Source organism: Paraliobacillus sediminis, from assembly GCF_003426055.1.
In genome coordinates this window covers 1-20,186 of record NZ_QJSI01000002.1, presented here as the reverse complement: position 1 = coordinate 20,186, position 20,186 = coordinate 1, and the positions used below count along the sequence as shown (strand labels likewise).

The window sequence follows — 20,186 nt, the reverse complement described above, 5'->3', positions numbered from 1 at the left end:
TATGGTAATTTTAGAGTTGTTCTATTATAATTGCAATAGCGTTTATCAATATATTCTTTTAACAAACTTTTGGAGGTACACCATGCGTCTACGACAAAAACATATATTTTTCTTCTTCCTTCTTCTTATTTTTAGTCTATCCAGTTCATCTATAGTCTATGCACAAGAAGTAAAGATTGCGGCTGATGGACTAAATTTAAGAAGTGGACCTGGCGAAGACTATGATATAGTTGGACAAGTTAACACGGGAGAAATCTTCCAAGTTATTGAAGAACAATCAGAGTGGATAGCACTTTCATATAATTCTGAAACAGTTTGGGTTTCAGCAGAATATGTTAGCCTATTATCTGAATCGGAAACGGATGAAGAATCTGATCAACTAGAAGAAACAGAAACGACAGAGGAAAATACAGCAAGCGTTCCTGAAGAGCAGAATACTTTTAACAATCTGATGACAAAATTTCAAGTAACCAACGTTCGTAGTCAACCATCTACTAGTGGAGACATTCTCACAACACTAGCTAAAGGTGAAAAGATTTCCGCAATCCGATCCGAGAATGATTGGTTTGAGATAGAGTGGGATAACACAACCGGTTATGTTCCTTCATGGGTTGTTGGAAATGTCACACCAATTCAAAAAGATGTAACTTCGGTTTTCCAAAATAAAGTGATTGTACTAGATGCTGGCCATGGGGGTAGGGATGTTGGAGCAATTGGTGCAGGTGGTAATTACGAAAAAAATTACACGTTACGTACAGTTGAAATGGTGAAGTCCTATCTAGAACAACTTGGAGCAACTGTTTATTTAACGCGTGATGATGATCATTATTACACACTTACAAGTAGAGCAGCTTTTTCTAATTATTGGAATGCGGACATGTTTCTAAGTTTACATTATAATAGCACACCACAATATCCAAATGCTGCCGGAATAAGCACGTACTATTATAACGATAGTGATGAAGCTTTAGCTAATGTAGTGCATGAAGAATTATTAAAATCATTAGTAGCAGAAGATCGTCAAGTTGATTATGGAGACTATCAAGTAATTCGTACAAATCATCGTCCTTCACTACTGTTGGAATTAGGATTCATATCAAACGTTGAAGAAGAATCAAAAATACAAACACTTTCTTACCAGAAGAAAATCGCACAGGGTATTATCGCTGGTTTGCAAAGATATTACTCATTTAATGAATAAACAAAAAAAGTAGATTTTTCCTGATGGAAGATCTACTTTTTTACTATATTTATTCTTTACTATCTAATATAAGTGTAACAGGACCACTATTAACTAATTCTATATCCATCATGGCACCAAATAAACCACTTTCTAAATGAATTCCAGCTTCTTCAATAGATTGATTAAAATAATCATAACACTCTTTTGCGTAATCAGGTTTAGCCGCTTTCATAAAATTGGGTCTTCTACCTTTTCGACAATCTCCGTATAAGGTAAACTGCGAAACAGATAATATACTTCCCTCTACATCTTTTACAGAGAGATTCATTTTTTCTGAATCATCTTCAAAAATACGCAAGTGAATAATTTTTTGAACAAGGTAATCTGCATCTTTTAACGTATCCTCGTGCGTGACACCAAGTAAGACCATTAAACCTCGTCCAATTTCTCCAACTCGTTCATCTTTTACCGATACGTTTGCATGATTGACCCTTTGAATAACAGCCTTCATTAAAAATATCTCCTTTAAAACTACTATTGCAATACACGTTCTACTGTATATACGTCTTTTATTTGTTTCAATCGATCAACAATTTTACGTAAATGTCCTAAGTTATGAATTAAAATAGTTAAATGAATCACTGCCATTTTATTTCGATCAGACTTTCCGTTCACCGCAGTAATATTTGTTCGCATTTCGTTTACGGACTGTAAAACGTCATTTAACAAACCACGACGATCATACCCAGTTATTTCTAAATCAACGTGATATTGTTTTATATCCGTGTTACTATCTTCCCATTCTACATAAAGTAAACGTTCATCAGTTAACTCTGTCTTAATATTAGGACAATCCACACGATGCACAGAAACACCACGACCTTTAGTAACAAATCCAACAATCTTATCGCCTGGTACAGGATTACAACATTTTGATAGTCGTATTAATAAGTTATCGATACCTTCTACTTTTACACCAGAGTCTTTTTTACGAGAAGTTTTTTGTTTTACAGTTTTTTTCTGTGCACCCTCTAAAATTTGCTCTAACTCCTGATTTTGTTCTTCTTTTCGCAACTTTTCTGTTAAACGAGTTGCAATTTGAGCAGCCGTTATTCCTTGGTATCCTACAGCTGCGTACATATCTTCAATACTTATAAAATTAAAACGTTCTGCAACTCTAGTTAAGTTGTCTGTTGTAATGGCATCTTTAAGAGCAAAACCAGTTGCTTTTACTTCTTTATCAACCATTTCTTTTCCTTTTACTACATTTTCATCTCGTTGTTGTTTCTTGAAAAATTGTTTAATTCTGTTTTTAGCTTGAGATGTTTGTGCCATCTTCACCCAATCACGTGACGGGCCATATGAATTTTTTGATGTGATGACTTCAACAATGTCTCCATTCTTGAGTTGATAATCTAATGGCTCCATTTTTCCGTTTATCCGGGCACCAATCGTTTGGTTTCCAACTTCTGTATGGATTTTATAGGAAAAATCAATGGGAACCGAACCAGCAGGCAGTTCAATAACATCTCCTTTTGGAGTAAAAACATATACCATATCAGAGAAGAGATCGACCTTTAGTGATTCCATAAATTCTTCTGCATCATGTGTTTCTGTTTGCCACTCTAAAATCTCTCTAAACCAAGCTAATTTCTTCTCTGAATTACCTTTTGTTTGCTCTACTTGTTTCCCCTCTTTATAAGCCCAATGTGCTGCAATCCCATATTCAGCTATCTCATGCATTTCTTTTGTTCGAATTTGCACTTCTAGCGGTGCGCCTTTAGGACCAATCACTGTTGTGTGTAATGACTGATATAAATTAGGTTTTGGCATAGCGATATAGTCTTTAAAACGCCCTGGCATAGGTTTCCAACACGTGTGAATAATTCCTAAAACGGCATAACAATCTTTAATACTCTCGACAATTATTCGAACTGCAAGTAAATCATAAATCTCATTAAATTGTTTATTTTGTAATACCATTTTACGATAAATACTATATAAATGTTTTGGTCTTCCAGAAAATTCAGCTTTAATACTTATATCAACTAATTGATTTTGCACTTCTGTCATAACTTCTTCAATATAAAATTCACGTTCTTGTCGCTTTTGTTTCATCAAATTGACAATACGATAATACTGTTGAGGATTTAAATAGCGCAAAGCTGTATCTTCCAGTTCCCATTTTATAGCAGATATACCTAATCGATGTGCTAATGGTGCGAAGATTTCCAGCGTTTCATTTGAAATCCGTCTTTGTTTCTCGGGAGGTAAGTGTTTTAAAGTGCGCATATTATGCAAACGATCAGCTAATTTTATCAAAATAACACGAATATCTTTTGCCATCGCAATGAACATCTTGCGGTGATTTTCTGCTTGCTGTGCCTCTTTTGATTTGTATTTAATTTTACCTAATTTTGTAACACCATCTACTAACATTGCAACTTCATTATTAAAGTTTTCTTGCAACATTTCTATCGTTATGTCTGTATCTTCCACGACATCATGTAAAAAACCACCAGCAATCGTTTCGGGATCTAGTTCTAAGTGAACTAAAATTCCAGCCACTTGAACTGGGTGGATAATATATGGTTCGCCTGATTTCCTAAATTGGTTCTCATGTGCCTTTTTAGCATATTCATATGCACGCCTAATAAAATCAAGCTCTTTACCTGAAAGATATTGAGCAGCTTTTTCAATTACATCTTGCGCTGTCAAAATATTCTCTTTCGACATTTTATCACCTTTACCCTCTTATGCCTCTGTTCATTTAGTATGACATTTTCCATATAAATATATAAGAACGAAAATCATGAAGCTTTATTATAGTATAATAAAAGATTTGTCCAAATGATACAAGGTTTTCAAATCCCTTAACCTAATTCTCTCGCATTGACACTTTTTTAAACATGAAATTGACAAAATAAAACAAATTATGCATCTAATTAGGAAAATAAGGAGTACCTCCAATTAGGCACCCCTTTCTTATAAAAAATTGTTGCTTTTGTAACGTACTCGCTTCTCAAGTGAAATTGGCTCCCTTTCCACAGGCACGGCTTCAGCTATGGCACACAGCTTCAATTGAAAATGTGTCGTCACAACAATATTATGATGTAGATTCCTTACTCTTCCCTAATATTCCATTAGAGTTAGTATATCATAACCCTCTAGTTTATCTCGACCGTTTAAGTATGTTAGTTCTATTAGGAAAGCACATCCGACTACGATACCACCTAATTGTTCTACCAACTTAATCGTTGCATCAATCGTTCCACCAGTAGCTAATAAGTCATCTGTTATTAGTATACGTTGACCCGGTTTGATTGCATCTTTATGAAGTGTTAGTACATTTTCACCATATTCTAAACCATAATTTACTTTAATTACTTCACGTGGTAATTTACCTTCTTTTCTAACCGGTGCAAATCCAATCTCTAAAGCATAGGCTACAGGACAACCCACGATAAACCCTCTAGCTTCAGGACCAACGATTATATCAATATCTTTTTTATTAGCGTAAGCAACGATTTCATCAACCGCAGCTTTATATGCTTTGCCATTATCCATTAAGGTTGTAATATCCTTAAAACGCACGCCTTCTTTTGGCCAATCATCTACCACTGTAATATAATCTTTATAATTCATATGTTACTTCCTCCTCAACGGAGCTATTTTGCTCCATTTGACTGTCCATCCATGTCTTTAATTCACGATAACTAGAATAGTATAATACTTTTTCCATCTCAGCTTGTCTAATTGATTGTTGATAAGCATTTGATTCAGTTAAATCTCGTTTTTCAACTTGCTTATTAGGATAAATTACACCATCTGATATTTTAACAAAGTCTAGCTCAGAAAACACCTTTATAATAAACTCTATTTTATTTATTTTCCAACCCTTACTTTTACTCAACATATTTATTTCATTCTTTGTATTAAATTGGCCCCTTTTTACTAACATCCCATAAAACCATTTAAAGTCCTCACGAGTTGGAAACGACTGTAAAAAATGTTCTTCTTCAATATGGTAACAGGCAAAGATATTTTGTGGTGAAAGAAGTGCAAATACCTCTTCTAATTGATCTAATTGATTTGGTAAGTCTAATAAAATTAAATTTTTAAAGTTTTTCACACCTTGTTGTTCAACAAGTATGCTCAACTCTTCAAATGTGCTATATGTTCCTACAACTTTCTGTTCCGATACTTTTGTAGTAAAGGAGAGTGTAAGTGTTTGATTGACATCTAAATGTTCCAATTTTTTTGGCCATAATTTGGAACCACGATAATCAAATAATTGCCATTCATTTACTGCCAGGTCTTTCAGCATGAGTTGTGGGCTTTTTTTACCATTCCACTCATTTATTTGTAAAAAACCTACTGTTTCTATTTCACTATGTTCTGAAATAGAAGGGTACAATTCACCCATTCCAAAACCAATCACAGCCAATTGAACAGCATCCGAACGAAATGAAACTTTTAAATGATTTTGGTCACTTCCAATTTGTCGCAATTCAACAGGTTTAGCCTTCAAATGGAATAATGGCTTTGGATTAGCCATACCGAATGGCGCTATTTTATTTAACTCATTAATTAGCTCGAGATCTATTGCATTAATTTCAATAGAGTCTTCTATATCTAATTGTTCTTTATAATCTTCAGGTTGCAGTTGTTCCTCTGCTAACTGATTAAGTGAATTTCGTATGACATCAACATTCTCTTTTAAAAGAGTCATACCTGCTGCTTGAGAATGTCCACCAAACCGTAGAAATTGATCCTTTATTCGCATGCCGTTTTCAAATAAATTAAATGCTTGAATACTACGAGCAGAACCTTTTGCATAACCTTCTTCTGGTTGAATCGTTAATACAATCGCAGGTCGCTGATATGTGCGAACTAGTTTCGAGGCTACAATACCCAGAACACCTTGATTCCATCCTTCTTTCGCAACAACAATAACGTTTTTATTCTCATTTGGTGTAGCTTCAACCATTAATATTGCTTCTTTGGCAATTTCTTTAACAATTTGTTGCCGCTCTTGATTTAGTTCGTTAATTTGTGTTGCAATTTCTTCTGCTTCTGCCTGGTCTTCAGTCACTAACAATTCAACTGCAGGATAAGCTGTTTGTAAACGACCAACAGCATTTATTCGAGGGCCAATTAGAAAGCCAATATCCTCTTCCGTCATATCACCTTGTATACTACACATTTGTTTTAAAGCCTGAATACCAGGACGATTTGATTGACTAATTGCTTTTAGACCGTGATAAGCCAGAATACGATTTTCATCTACTAGTGGCACTAAATCTGCAATTGTTCCAATCACAACGAGGTCTAAAAGTTGTGTTGGAAAATACCCCAATAAATGTTCCGCTAATTTAAATGCAACACCTACGCCAGCTAATTCTTTAAATGGGTAATTTTCAGAGCATTTAGGATGTACAATCGCATATGCTTCTGGAAGTGATTCCTGCACTTCATGGTGATCCGTAATAATTAAATCAATCCCAATTTCTTTCGCCACAGCGGCTGGTTCTATTGCTGCAATTCCAGTATCCACGGTAATAATAAGTTGAAAACCTTGTTCTTTCGCATCTCTAAAAGCCTGTTCATTAGGTCCATAACCCTCTGTAAACCGATTCGGAATATAATAATCACACATTGCTCCCGCCTCACGCAATGCCTCAATTAATACAGCTGTAGCACTTACACCATCAGCATCATAATCGCCAAAAACTAAAATACTTTCTCCTTGATCAATTGCTTGATCAATGCGTATTTTTGTTTTTTCAATATCGTTTAATAAACTAGGATCATATAAATGCTTCAAATCTGGATTTAAGAATGCTTCCGCTTCTTCTTTCGTAGAAATATCTCGTTTAGCTAACATTCCTTTGATCATAGGTGACACATTTAATGATGCAAGTTCCTCAGACATTGCAACCTGTTGTTTATATGTAAAATTCCATTTTGATTGACTCTGTAACATTAATTCACCCCTGACTCACTTATTATACAAGAGTATGCCAGGGGGTTCAAATACAATTACTTCTTATTATTCCTTAGAAGTGTTAATTGTGTTATTAATTTCATCTTGATCTTCATTTTTCTCATCTAATGTGGACGTATCATTTTCTTTCTCAATAGTCTTGTAACTTGCAATTTCTTTTTCGAGTGAACGAACTTGTTTTTGATATTTTATTAGTCGAAAAACACCAAATGCACTTGTAATTAAACCACCCATTAAAACGGATACCAAAATGACAAGTACTAATGGTGCATGTCCAGTGCCAAATAGATAATCCACTTCAACAGGAGCAACATTAATAACTGCAAAAACAGCAACAATAAGTGCGAAAATAAGTGCCAAAATAATATGCGTTTGTCCTTTCATGTTATCACCTCATTCTATTTAATTAGTAGTATATTTCCCTAAATTGATACATATAAAACGTACTGAAAATAGCTCTTCCTTATTAGGAAGAGCTATACTTATTAAACCTGTGGACCATCATTTCTTTTCTTCTCAGTATATACAATTGGGTTTTCTTTTATGTTCTTACCACGCCATATTAACCATACTTGAGCGGCAATAAATAGTGATGAATACGTACCAGCGATTAAACCAACAACGAGTGCAAATGAGAAGTTGGTAATCGAAGTTGCACCGAAAATATATAGGAAAACAGCAGCTATAATAACAGTCAGTACGGTATTTATACTTCTACCCAATGTTTGCATTAAACTCCTATTGACGATCTCAGCTAATTCGTCAAATGATCGTACTCTCTTCTTCACTTTAAGATTTTCTCTAATTCGGTCAAATGTAACGATTGTATCATTAATTGAATAACCGACTATCGTTAGTATTGCAGCAATAATCGTTATATCAAATTCTAGTTGAGTAATACTGAATAATGCGAGTATAAAGAAAGCATCATGTAGTAGAGCTAGAATCGCTGTTAATGCGAAATAAAATTCAAAACGAATCGTTACATAAATAATGATACCAATTGAAGCAATTATGACTGCTAAAACGGCATTTTTAGCCAATTCTTGACCTACAACAGGTGATACAGTACTTACATTCGGATCAGAACCATATGTCTCATTAAAGTATGTTCGAACGTCAGCTACTGTCTCTTGTTCCAATTTAGTATCAAAACGTGCGACAGCAATATCATTAGCATTACCAGATAAAACAACGTTTTCTGGTTCTATTCCAATTGCTTCAAAGTCTTGTTCAATTTGCTCAATTGTAATTGGTTCACCTACATTAATTTCAACACGTGAACCACTTTCGAAATCAATTCCAAGGTTTAATCCAAAAATACTTAAACATGCGATACCAGTTATAACTAAAATACCTGAGAGCGCAAAAAACTTTTTGCGATGCTTCACGAAATCAATTTGACGACCAAAAACTTTCGGCTCCACTTCGCTTGTATCAGCTATGTCTTTTATTTCAGATTTCTTAACACCAAACCAGCCTTGACGCTTATTCAAGAACTTACTCTTAACCCATAGACCTAAGAAGAATCGCGCACCAAAAACTGCAGTGATAAAGCTTAAGATTATACTTACTATTAATAAAGTCGCAAACCCTTTTACAGAGCTTGTACCAAATGTAAATAGGACTGTTGCTGCAATTAAAGTCGTAATATTCGCATCAAAAATAGTTGAAAGTGAATTACTATTTGCCGATTTAAATGCAGCACCTATAGACTTACCTTGCTTTAATTCTTCTTTCATTCGTTCATAGGTAATGATGTTAGCGTCTACTGCCATACCTACCCCGAGTATCAAGGCAGCAATACCAGGTAACGTTAATACACCATTCATTAATTCAAATACGAGTAATACTAAATAAATATATATACTCAATGTTACAACAGCTATAAAGCCTGGGAAGCGATAATAAACAAGCATGAATAGAAAGATAGATGCAATCCCGAGCATACCTGCAAAGATTGTTTTATCTAGTGCTTGCAAACCAAATTGAGCACCTACAGATGTTGTATATTCTTCCGTTAATTTTACGGGTAGTGAGCCAGCATTTAGAATATCTGCAAGTTGTTTAGCAGATTCAACTGTAAAACTACCATCGATTTGTACATTTGGTTGATCAATCGTATAGCTGACAGCCGGAGCAGAGATATATTTATGGTCTGTCTTTTGAGACTCTTCCTCAAATGAATCGCCTTCTTCAAAATCCATCCAAATTGCTAAACGATTATCTGACATTTGAGAAATTTCACTCGTTACCGCTGCAAATGCGGAAGCATCTTTAAATTGGACGGTTACAATCGGTTGATTTGTCGTGGCATCGAAATCTTGTTTCGCACTACCTTCAACAATGTCTGATCCATTTAAATACTCTACATCATTGACATCTCGAAACGACAATTGGGCAGAAGTGGATAGTAATTCACGTGCTTCATCTTCGTTTTCGATCCCAGCTAATTGAACTCTTATCCGATTTGGCTCTTCAATATTGAAATTAGGCTCACTTACACCTAACACATCGACACGTTGACGCAATGATTCAACAGTGGCTTCAAGATCAGCCGTGTCTATATCCCCACCATCGAGTGCCTCAACATCGTAAAGAATTTCAACCCCACCTTGCAGATCTAAACCTAACTTTATATCTTTCGTAACACCTGTTATTGTCGTCCCAATTGTACCTGCTAACACTAAGACGATCAGAAAAAAGGCAATAATTCTGCCTCGTTTTACCATAGACAATTGCGCCTCCTCTACCCTATTCTTTCTTTTTAAAAAAACTATGTAAGACTACTTTATGAAAGAATAGCGTAACTCATTTAAACTCTATTACATTTATATATTTAAAACTATACTACCAAAATATTATGAAACGAAGAACACCTAATGTCAATCCGAAAATCGCTAAATAATTGATTATTTCACTTCATTCATTTCACTTATTGCAGTGATAGAAGCCATCAAATCTTCATTTTGATAGGATTGCATTGTTAAATAACTCATATATTTACTCGCACTTAAATGTAAAATATCTTCTACAATTTGAAACAACCGTTTTTCAGGATTACCTTTCCAAACTTTTTCTACTAAGCAATTCCAAACAATTTCTCGCGTCGCATTATCATAGTCCATTAAAATTAATTCTTCTACTTTACTGTCTAAGACCATTAAAATTGAGCTTTTCCAGTCTTCTACTTGTTTTACTAACGCCATGTATAAAACCTCCTAAGGAATTTATCTAACTGCTTGTCATGCTTGACCAATCTACCTGCATATACATTATTGTATAGGAATTTCATTTTTTTGAGAAGGTAGGATTGTCACTAATGACAAAACAAACATTTTTACAAGGTACACTTATTTTAATAGTAGCAGGACTAATCACTCGATTACTAGGTTTTGTTAATCGAATTGTTGTAGCTAGGCTAATGGGTGAAGAAGGTATTGGGCTTTACAATATGGCCTTACCAACCTTGTTTCTCATCTATACTTTATCACAGTTTGGACTACCTATCGCAATTTCCAAACGAGTAGCGGAAGCGGAAGCAAATAATAACACAAAACAAATTAAAAAAATCCTTATAATATCACTCGTTATTACTGGTACATTGAGTATATTTTTTACAATAGGGATGATTATTAGTGCACCCATTATTTCAAAGTACTTTTTAACAGACCCAAGAACATTATATCCGTTACTAGCTATTACGCCAATGGTGCCTATTAGTGCAATTTCATCTGTTATTCGGGGTTATTTTCAAGGAAGGCAAAATATGAAACCACAAAGTTATGCACAAGTTATTGAACAGGTAATTCGTATTTCTTGTGTTGCATTTTTCATAAGATTATTACTTCCATATGGCATTGAGTTCGCTGCTTGTGGGGCCATGATTTCAGTCATAATTGGGGAATTCATTTCACTTATGTTCATGTTACGAATGTTTCGTAGACACAAGCGAATCACGTTACATCATGCTACTTTTTCCTATATCACTTCAGGGAAAGATACATTAAAATCTTTATTATCAATTGCGTTACCTAGTACAGGAAGTCGGTTAGTTGGTTCAATCTCAAATTTTTTAGAACCCATCTTAGTATCGCAAAGTTTAGCAATTGCAGGTATTGGGACTATCGCAGCAACCAAACAATATGGCGCATTAACTGGTTACGCTATTCCACTGTTATTTTTACCTACTTTTATTACACATTCATTAGCTGTTGCTTTAATTCCAAATATCAGTGAAGCAGAAGCAAAACATAATCATTCCCTAGTGCATTATCGCATCCACCAAGCAATCCGAATTTCCTTTGCTTCCGGTGCAATAGCAACAATTATATTAACTATGTTCGCTTCACCTATATTACATTTTATGTACGGGTCAACGAATGCTAGCGGATTTCTAATTCTAATGGCGCCTTTCTTTTTATTTTTATACATTCAATTTCCATTGAACGCTACCTTGCAAGCATTAGACTTTGCTCAAAAAGCGATGTGGAATAATATAATCAGTACAGGTGTGAAATTTGTTATATTAATTATGTTAACAACAAATCCAGCATTTGGTATTATGGGGGCAGCGATCGCGATGACCGTAGGAGTTGTGCTAGGTACCTTCTTACACCTAGCGACATTATATAAAGTAATTCAATTTAGCATTCCTAAAGCTGATCTATTTAAAATGTTTGCTTTATTAGGATTAACTTGGCTCACAGCAACTATTTTCAAACAAGTTTTTACAGGATACGAAACTACCTTGCTCCCATTATTATTTATCTTGTTTTCAATTATGGTTGTATATATTGGTTTACTTTTTTTATTACGATTTATTACAAAAGACGAATTAGCTCAAATCCCCTTTATTAATCGTTTTATCTCTTAGTATATTCATTTTTAATATCTACAAACCAGTTGCCTGATTGATCTAAAGAACAAAAGGATATCTGCTTTATATCAGAATATCCTTTTTGTTTTAGTTTCGCTATAAGCCAAGCTTCATTTTGATCTATTTTCTCTAATTCTTCTAGTAAAATATCACCATCCATGATAAGCGGTACAACAAAACCATTTTCCTCTTCTTGATTCGGATGCTCAAAAATGGACAATTTACCTGATGGTTCTAAAATTGCAAATGCAACATCCTGAATACTCTTCGTTCCATTCTCTCTCAGTTGTTGTAATAAATCATCAAAAGTATAACGATTTTTCTTCATTTCATATTCATCCACTTTGCCACGTGAAATAATTACAGAGGCTTTCCCTTCAAACCAATCCCTGAAATGTTTGTTTTTTAATGATAGCCATGCAACAGTTCGTTGAATAAATAATAAAAGCACCATTGGAATTAAAGCTTCAACCAACATCCTATCAGTATCCTCGACTGTTAATACCGCCATTTCTGCCACCATAATAAACACAACAATATCCAATATACTTAGCTCACCAATTTCACGTTTACCCATCAAACGGAAGATAATGACAACTACGATATACATAAAGAATGTTCGAAACATTAAGGTTCCTAACTCAAATTCCACCATTATCACGTCCTCACTTGATGGTCTATTCCCCCTTTTAATATCACCTTTTTCCTAGTTATTATCCTAACAAAAAAGAATCGATAAAAGGACGCAAATAACGTAAATATATATATAGTGTAGATATAAGCATTGAAAATAAAACAAACGGTACACCATACTTTAAATAACGCATAAAGGATATACTTTCACCCTCACCCTCAGCTAATCCAGCTACGACAACATTAGCCGATGCACCAATTAATGTACCATTACCACCTAGACATGCGCCTAGTGCTAGCGACCACCATAATGGATCAACGTTTGTCATGCCATACGCTTGAAACTCTTCAATAACTGGTATCATCGCAGCCACAAATGGAATGTTATTAATAATTTGAGAGATTAAACCTGATATCCATAGCAGTATAATAGCCGTTAAAGGCAGGTCACCCTCCGTTACCCAAATAATATATCGTGCTAATTCATCAATAGCACCTACTTCTTCAAGACCACCAACTAGCATGAACAATCCAATAAAAAAGAATAAAGTAATCCACTCAATCTCTTGAAATACTTTTTCTGTTTCTAGTTCTTTTTCGGTTAACATCAGTAAAAGTAGGGCACCAAAAACTGCAACAGTCGTTAGATCAATATGAAATACTGGATGAAGTAGAAATCCGAGAATTGTTATACCAAGTACAGAAATAGATTGATACAGCATGGGACTTTTTTTAATGTATGTAGTTGCGTTAATTTTTAGTAAATTGTCTACTAAATGTGGTTGCATGATTAACTCTTTTCTAAATCGCACCACAACAAACGCAACCATACAGACAAATAAAATAATAACAACAGGCCCTAAATTAGTAATGAATGATAAAAACGTAAAATGTTCAACTGCCTGACCAATCATAATATTTGGTGGATCTCCAATTAGTGTAGCCGTTCCTCCTATATTAGAACTCAAAATAATCGTTAATAAATAAGGGAAGGTCGGTAACTCTAACAGCTTTGTTAATGTTAAAATTATTGGAACAAATAACAGCACTGTCGTTACATTATCAAGTAATGCAGAGCCTAAGGCAGTTAAGACAGCAGTCCCTATTAACAACGGTATTGGAGCACCATTTACTTTCTGTGCAAATATGATTGCAATATAAGTAAACAATCCCGTTTTCTTCGTTACTGAAACTAAGACCATCATTGAAAAAAGCAACGCAATTGTATTCCAATCAATGTAATTGGTGAATGCATCCTCCCATGAATATACCTTTGTAAGCAATAACAAAACGCCGCCTGAGAGGGCTATTAACGCTTGATTAACTTTTTCCGAAATGATAAATAGGTAGCATATGATAAAAATGATAATTGCTATTGTAAAAGCCATTGCTTGTCCCCTTTCCAAGGGTAATTTAACCTGTCTAATACATAGAGCTTTTCTATCAATATATGCTGAGAAAACGGAAATATTTAAGTCTTTTTTAGTAACTATTGCATAGATTTAACTAACACGTAATTTTGGACAAGCGAAGGAGGGACACTTATGGTAAATACAAGGTTTAAGGCACTGTTACATGGCTGGATTGTCATATTAGCTATCCTATTATTAGCAAGTCTTATTTTATCTTTATTACTGCGATTTACTTCTTTGGGAGCATCTACACTAAGTGGGACAACAACGATTATTAGCTTTCTTGCATTATTTGCTGGTGGTTGGGTTGCTGGGTTAAAAGCTGGGGAGAAAGGATGGCTAATTGGTATTCTTACTAGCCTTGGATTTTCTTTATTTATTTTCTTATACCAATACTTAGGACTTCAAACTGTTTTTTCTTTATCACAGATTTTCTATCATACTGGGTTTTTAGTAACAGGTTTAGTTGGGGCAATTTTCGGAGTTAATATGTATCGTAAAGCTTAGTAAATTAAATTTCTCACCAAAAAAATAAGTCTAATCATTAGCTATTTTAAGTTTGGAGTATAGCTGTGTCTCATGTAATTAATTTACGCTCTTTTTATGTTACTGTGTACTAAACTAGTGTATCAAGTGAAATTGGCGACATCCTCGAAAATAAAAAACAATTTCTCGTACGATGTATCGCTGTCGAAGCTTTCCTTGTCCTACAGGAACAGCATGGTCTGAAGATCCACTCGGAAGCGTTTTTTTGCTTCCGAGTTAGCTGAAGCCGTGCCTGTGGAAAGGGAGCCAATTTTACTTGAGGAGCGAGTACGTTATGGTGGAGTGTATGGGTGTCTCTAATAAACAACAATCTTTTAGTAGACACCCCCTTTAAAAGACTGTCTCGCTACATACGTGGCTGTGCCGGAAAGGGAATCCATTTTCCATCACGTTCGTTAGATAAAACGCAATGATGATTATGAAAAGAGCCTAAGTCAACTTTAGATTGCAAGACTTATTTGCCAAATTTACTCTGTGAAAGTTGAATTAATAAAAAATAAAGAGGACAGCACTTTGTGCATGTCCTCTTTATTCGTTAATCTATTGCATTTTATTATTAAGCTTCTATCTGTGAGACTACATCTCTAACAGACGAACGATCATATGTAAGCTTCGTTCCATCTACTTCAAGAACAACCGTATCTTCATCGATTGCAAACACTGTACCGTGCATGCCACCAATCGTGATAATTTTGTCTCCCTTTTGTAGATCGCTTTGCATTTGTTTTACTTTCTTTTGTCGTTTTTGTTGCGGACGAATCAAAAGAAAATAAAAAATCACAAACATCAATATAAATGGAAATACCGTTGCAATTATATCCAATCTATTCCCCTCCTTCTTAAAAGTTTTTAGCATTTGGTTTATTATAACCATAATCTTCAAAGAATTTCTCTTTGAAATCACCAAGACGATCTTCTTTTATCGCTTCGCGGACTTGCTCCATTAAGTTTAACAGAAAATACAGGTTATGATAAGTAGTAAGTCTAAAACCGAAAGTTTCATTTGCTTTTACAAGATGACGAATATAAGCACGTGAGTAGTTTCGGCAAGTATTACACTTACAATTTGGATCAATTGGCGAGAAATCACGTGCGTATTTTGCATTGCGAATAACAACTCGTCCTTCTGATGTCATGCACGTACCATTACGAGCGATTCGCGTTGGCAAAACACAATCAAACATGTCAATTCCTCGAATTGCACCATCAATTAAAGAATCAGGCGATCCTACACCCATCAAATAACGTGGCTTTTCAGTTGGCAGCATCGGAGTCGTGAAGTCTAAAACACGATTCATCACATCTTTCGGTTCACCAACCGAAAGTCCACCAATTGCGTAACCTGGAAAGTCAAGTGATGTTAAGTCGTTAGCACTTAAACGGCGAAGGTCCTCATACTCGCCTCCTTGAATAATACCAAATAAACCTTGATCTCCAGGACGGTTATGTGCCTCCAGACATCGCTCGGCCCATCTACTCGTTCGTTCCACTGAATCTTTCATATATTTATGTTCTGCTGGATATGGTGGACATTCATCAAAAGCCATCATAATATCCGCACCTAAGGAATTTTGGATATCCATTGCTTTTTCTGGTGACAGAAACAATTTCTCTCCACTAATGTGATTGCGGAAATGGACACCTTTTTCTTCTATATCACGTAAATCGCTTAAACTAAAAACTTGAAAACCTCCTGAATCGGTTAAAATCGCCTTATCCCAATTCATGAATTTATGCAAGCCTCCAGCTTCTTTAATAATATCTTCACCAGGTCGAAGCCATAAATGATAGGTGTTTGATAGTATTATTTTTGAACCTATCTCTTCTAATTCTTCAGGACTCATCGTCTTAACAGTTGCTAATGTGCCGACTGGCATAAACATCGGTGTATCAAAAGAACCATGTGGTGTATGGACCTTACCTAGTCTAGCCCCAGTTTGTTTACACGTTTTAATTAATTCATATGTGATTGCTGCCATGTTTTGTATTTTTCCTTTCTAGTTGTAAAATTTAAAGAATTAACATTGCATCGCCAAAACTAAAAAAGCGATATTTTTCACGTACTGCTTCGTTATATGCTTCTAATACAAAATCTCTATCTGCTAAAGCACTAACTAACATAACAAGTGTTGATTTTGGCAAATGGAAATTAGTAATTAAACCATCAACTACGCGAAATTTGTACGGTGGATAAATAAAGATATCCGTCCAACCATTAGCAGCAACTAGTTTACCGTTATAATCGCGTGCGATCGTTTCTAACGTCCTGGTAGATGTCGTTCCTACTGCTATTACTTTACCACCATTATTTTTCGTATTGTTAATCGTATCAGCTGTTTCTTGTGACATCTGATAAAATTCAGCATGCATATCATGCTCTTCAACCGTATCAACACTTACTGGACGAAATGTACCCAAACCAACATGTAACGTTAAGAAAGCAACCGTAATACCTTTTGCTTTAATTTTTTCTAAAAGATCTTCCGTAAAGTGCAGGCCAGCTGTTGGCGCAGCCGCAGATCCTTGCTCGCGCGCATATACCGTTTGATAGCGGTCTTGATCAGGTAATTGTTCTTTGATATATGGAGGAAGTGGCATTTCTCCAAGTTCATTTAATACTTCTAAAAAAATGCCTTGATAGTTAAACTTCACAATACGACCACCATGCTCTTTTACATCAAGGCAGACACAAGTTAATTTCCCACTTCCAAAACTTATTTCAGTTCCTATTTTGACCTTTTTCCCTGGTTTAACTAATACTTCCCAAACATCTTCTTCCTCTTGTTGATGAAGCAATAGTACTTCTATCTTTGCACCAGTTTCAATTTTACTGCCAAATAAACGCGCTGGCAGTACTTTTGTATCATTTAATACTAAACAATCGCCCGTATTTAAATAATCTAGTACATCAACAAACTTTTTATGTTCCATTTTTCGATCTTTTCGATTCATTATTAATAATCGAGATGACGTACGATCTTTCAATGGTGTTTGTGCTATTAATTCTTCTGGTAAATTGAAATCAAAATCTTTTATCTCCATGTTGCACTCCTTAACGAAACTTACTGATAATAAATAAAATAACCGACAAAATCACACTAACCATAATAGATGTCACAATTGGGAAGTGAAATGAAAAATTACCTTTCTTAAAGCTAATATCACCAGGTAGTTTACCAAAGAAACCTGAAAAAACCCCAACTATTATTAATGCAACCCCTATAACAATAAGCATTTTACCGAAATCGGTCAAGGTTTTGGCACCTCACGATTAACATGCTGATACGCTTTTGGTGTCGCAAGACGTCCTCTTGGTGTACGTTGAATAAAGCCCATCTGCAATAAAAATGGTTCATAGACATCTTCAATCGTCTGCGATTCCTCTCCAACTGTTGCTGCTAATGTATCTATTCCAACTGGACCACCCTGGAAAGAATCAATTATAGCGATTAATAGTTTGTGATCAATGTGATCTAACCCAGATTGATCAACCTGCAACATCTTTAATGCTTCTTTTGTTATTGCTAAACTAATTGCAGATTCTCCACGAACTTGAGATATATCACGCACCCGCTTTAACAATCGATTAGCAATTCGCGGCGTTCCACGAGATCTTCTTGCAATCTCTAATGCTGACTGTTTTTCAATTGTTACTTCAAAAATCGAAGCAGTTCGCTCAACAATTTCACATAAATCATTCGTTTCATAAAATTCTAAACGACTTAATACACCAAAACGATCACGTAATGGGGCAGTTAATAGCCCAGCTCGTGTTGTTGCACCTACTAACGTAAATGGTGGCAGTTCTAAACGAACAGAACGAGCCGTAGAACCTGTACCTATAACAATATCTAAACAAAAGTCCTCCATCGCTGGATATAGTATCTCTTCAACAGCCCGTGGTAAACGATGAATCTCATCAATAAATAGAACATCCCCAGTTTCTAACGAGGATAAAATTGCAGCTAGATCACCTGCACGTTCAATTGCTGGCCCAGAAGTTGTCCGAAATTGTACACCCATTTCATTTGCAATAATCGAAGCCATCGTTGTTTTCCCTAATCCTGGTGGGCCATATAATAAAACATGGTCCAAAGGTTCATTACGTAATCGCGCCGCTTCAATAAAAATGGCTAAGTTTTCCTTCGCTTTATGTTGGCCAATATACTGAGCTAATGTGGAGGGTCGCAGACTTAATTCGATGGATGTGTCTTCCTCATGTATTTCACTTGAAATCATACGTTCTTCCATTTTCTCACCCCATTAATTCTGCATAAGTAGTGCTAAACCTTTTCGCACTAATTCATCCGTATTTTTAGAAGCCTCTTCTTTTAAACTTGGCGTAATTTGTTTAATTTCTCGATCAGAGTATCCTAGTGATTTCAGAACTTCAGTCGTTTCATCTAGTGCTTTTATTTGATCCGTTGTAACCTTAACAGTTTTAGGATCAGATGACTGAGCAGATACATCAAATTCTATTGTTAACTTTCCTTTAAGGTCTAATATCATTTGGCGTGCAGTCTTTTTTCCTACACCAGGAAAGCTCGTTAAGAATTTTTCGTCTTCCTCTTCAATCGCTACAACAAAATCTTGTACACCAGCAGTTGCGACAATTGATAAAGCACCTTTGGGTCCAATTCCAGAAACATTTAAAATCCGTGCAAATAAGGATTTTTCATCTACTTTTGAAAAACCAAATAAAGTTTGCGCATCTTCTCTTATGTAGTGATACGTATAAATACGCACCTGCTCACCTAACTGATCTTGAAACTTAAACGGATTGGCACAAATAATCTCATAGCCTACCCCGTTCGCTTCAACAATAGCAGTGGTTTCAGTCACCGTATCTAGTTTACCATTTATGTATGCAATCATCATCATCTCTCCCTAACATTTTGCCAAAAAATCTTTACTCTAGTTTATCACACAATCGTACGTTCGTATAACATCACTTTCAGACATTTGAGCATAATACGTTAAAAAGTAACGCAACTTTCTCACTTAAAAAATAAGCGCTAAACATTGGCTTTTATGAGTGTAGCGTGTGTTCCTTATAAAGCTTGACACAATTTTAAAAATTGTTTATTAGTGAATAACCATAGACTCTGTCGTAACGATCTTTATATAAATGGGCATCTAACAGAACTTTCGCCTCGCTTCTCAAGCAAAATGGTCTCCCTTTCCGTAGGCACGTGCTGTTCCTACAGGACAAGGAATGCTACGACAGCGAAACATCGCACGAAGAAAATATTATTATTTTCGAGGATATCGCCCATTTCGCTTGATCCGCTAGTTTTAGTCCGTGAATAGAAATTGTGTAAAATGCACTATTATTTGTAATTAAAGCGTAACTAGAATATGCTTTAGATTCAATAAAAAGTGATATTGTCACCTGTTTAAAACAGAGATACGCTATCCAGCGAAGGTAGCAAATGGTTGACACTCCAGTGGGAACAGCACAAACCGAAGATCCTCTATAGAAGTGCTCTTCGCTTCTATAGATAGCTGAGGTTGTGCCCACGGAAA

The 20,186-nt window shown here is 35.3% G+C and carries 18 protein-coding genes; 3 read left to right on the top strand and 15 right to left on the bottom strand.

All coding sequences use genetic code 11. From position 1 onward, the window contains the following. The first annotated feature begins 82 nt into the window (after window positions 1–82). Window positions 83–1,201 carry an N-acetylmuramoyl-L-alanine amidase family protein gene (locus D2K60_RS06030; protein WP_162880721.1) on the top strand — a complete coding sequence of 373 codons (1,119 nt, stop codon included), beginning with the start codon at window positions 83–85 and terminating at the stop codon, window positions 1,199–1,201. A 49-nt stretch (window positions 1,202–1,250) separates the two neighbouring features. Here the strand turns inward: D2K60_RS06030 and dtd are convergent, their stop codons facing one another. From dtd to D2K60_RS05995, 7 genes are all read right to left on the bottom strand, one after another. Next, entirely contained in the window at window positions 1,251–1,694 is a 444-nt protein-coding gene (gene dtd, locus D2K60_RS06025; RefSeq protein ID WP_117169135.1) for a D-aminoacyl-tRNA deacylase, read from the bottom strand. A gap of 23 nt (window positions 1,695–1,717) precedes the next feature. Further along, window positions 1,718–3,919, bottom strand: a complete 2,202-nt coding sequence (locus tag D2K60_RS06020) for a RelA/SpoT family protein (RefSeq protein ID WP_117169134.1) — start codon at window positions 3,917–3,919, stop codon at window positions 1,718–1,720. A 396-nt stretch (window positions 3,920–4,315) separates the two neighbouring features. Then, window positions 4,316–4,828, bottom strand: coding sequence for an adenine phosphoribosyltransferase (locus D2K60_RS06015; protein WP_117169133.1), 513 nt, complete (start codon window positions 4,826–4,828; stop codon window positions 4,316–4,318). After that, window positions 4,818–7,169: a single-stranded-DNA-specific exonuclease RecJ gene (recJ, locus tag D2K60_RS06010; protein WP_117169132.1), complete on the bottom strand. Its 2,352-nt coding sequence runs from the start codon at window positions 7,167–7,169 to the stop codon at window positions 4,818–4,820. Before recJ ends, D2K60_RS06015 begins: the two co-directional genes overlap by 11 nt. 66 nt (window positions 7,170–7,235) lie before the next feature. Then, the gene (locus D2K60_RS06005) at window positions 7,236–7,574 is read right to left on the bottom strand and encodes a LapA family protein (protein WP_117169131.1); all 339 of its coding nucleotides are present in this window, start codon (window positions 7,572–7,574) and stop codon (window positions 7,236–7,238) included. A gap of 101 nt (window positions 7,575–7,675) precedes the next feature. Beyond that, complete coding sequence (gene secDF / locus D2K60_RS06000) at window positions 7,676–9,922, bottom strand: protein translocase subunit SecDF (RefSeq protein ID WP_117169130.1); 2,247 nt, start codon at window positions 9,920–9,922, stop codon at window positions 7,676–7,678. A 180-nt stretch (window positions 9,923–10,102) separates the two neighbouring features. Then, window positions 10,103–10,399: a post-transcriptional regulator gene (locus tag D2K60_RS05995; protein WP_117169129.1), complete on the bottom strand. Its 297-nt coding sequence runs from the start codon at window positions 10,397–10,399 to the stop codon at window positions 10,103–10,105. A 113-nt stretch (window positions 10,400–10,512) separates the two neighbouring features. Here D2K60_RS05995 and spoVB point away from each other — a divergent pair, with 113 nt between their 5' ends. After that, window positions 10,513–12,066 carry a stage V sporulation protein B gene (spoVB, locus tag D2K60_RS05990; protein WP_117169128.1) on the top strand — a complete coding sequence of 518 codons (1,554 nt, stop codon included), beginning with the start codon at window positions 10,513–10,515 and terminating at the stop codon, window positions 12,064–12,066. Here the strand turns inward: spoVB and D2K60_RS05985 are convergent. Next, window positions 12,056–12,724, bottom strand: a complete 669-nt coding sequence (locus tag D2K60_RS05985; protein WP_117169127.1) for a DUF421 domain-containing protein — start codon at window positions 12,722–12,724, stop codon at window positions 12,056–12,058. The genes spoVB and D2K60_RS05985 overlap by 11 nt on opposite strands. A gap of 58 nt (window positions 12,725–12,782) precedes the next feature. After that, window positions 12,783–14,090: an ArsB/NhaD family transporter gene (locus D2K60_RS05980; RefSeq protein ID WP_117169126.1), complete on the bottom strand. Its 1,308-nt coding sequence runs from the start codon at window positions 14,088–14,090 to the stop codon at window positions 12,783–12,785. Window positions 14,091–14,246: 156 nt separating this feature from the next. Between D2K60_RS05980 and D2K60_RS05975 the strand changes: the two genes are divergently transcribed. Beyond that, window positions 14,247–14,621 (top strand): TIGR04086 family membrane protein, encoded by a 375-nt coding sequence (locus D2K60_RS05975; RefSeq protein WP_117169125.1) that lies wholly within the window; start codon window positions 14,247–14,249, stop codon window positions 14,619–14,621. Between the two features lie 595 nt (window positions 14,622–15,216). Here the strand turns inward: D2K60_RS05975 and yajC are convergent. Genes yajC through ruvA form a run of 6 tightly spaced genes read right to left on the bottom strand, consistent with a single transcriptional unit; the run spans window position 15,217 to window position 19,535 of the window. Further along, window positions 15,217–15,483, bottom strand: coding sequence for a preprotein translocase subunit YajC (gene yajC, locus D2K60_RS05970; protein ID WP_117169124.1), 267 nt, complete (start codon window positions 15,481–15,483; stop codon window positions 15,217–15,219). A gap of 16 nt (window positions 15,484–15,499) precedes the next feature. Then, window positions 15,500–16,639 carry a tRNA guanosine(34) transglycosylase Tgt gene (gene tgt / locus D2K60_RS05965; RefSeq protein WP_117169123.1) on the bottom strand — a complete coding sequence of 380 codons (1,140 nt, stop codon included), beginning with the start codon at window positions 16,637–16,639 and terminating at the stop codon, window positions 15,500–15,502. A gap of 31 nt (window positions 16,640–16,670) precedes the next feature. Then, on the bottom strand, window positions 16,671–17,702 hold the full coding sequence (queA, locus tag D2K60_RS05960; protein ID WP_117169122.1) for a tRNA preQ1(34) S-adenosylmethionine ribosyltransferase-isomerase QueA: 1,032 nt from the start codon (window positions 17,700–17,702) through the stop codon (window positions 16,671–16,673). 10 nt (window positions 17,703–17,712) lie between these two features. Further along, window positions 17,713–17,913 carry a DUF2905 domain-containing protein gene (locus D2K60_RS05955; RefSeq protein ID WP_117169121.1) on the bottom strand — a complete coding sequence of 67 codons (201 nt, stop codon included), beginning with the start codon at window positions 17,911–17,913 and terminating at the stop codon, window positions 17,713–17,715. Further along, window positions 17,910–18,911, bottom strand: coding sequence for a Holliday junction branch migration DNA helicase RuvB (ruvB, locus tag D2K60_RS05950; protein ID WP_117169120.1), 1,002 nt, complete (start codon window positions 18,909–18,911; stop codon window positions 17,910–17,912). Before ruvB ends, D2K60_RS05955 begins: the two co-directional genes overlap by 4 nt. 12 nt (window positions 18,912–18,923) lie before the next feature. Continuing rightward, the gene (gene ruvA, locus D2K60_RS05945) at window positions 18,924–19,535 is read right to left on the bottom strand and encodes a Holliday junction branch migration protein RuvA (RefSeq protein ID WP_117169119.1); all 612 of its coding nucleotides are present in this window, start codon (window positions 19,533–19,535) and stop codon (window positions 18,924–18,926) included. Window positions 19,536–20,186: the final 651 nt, after the last annotated feature.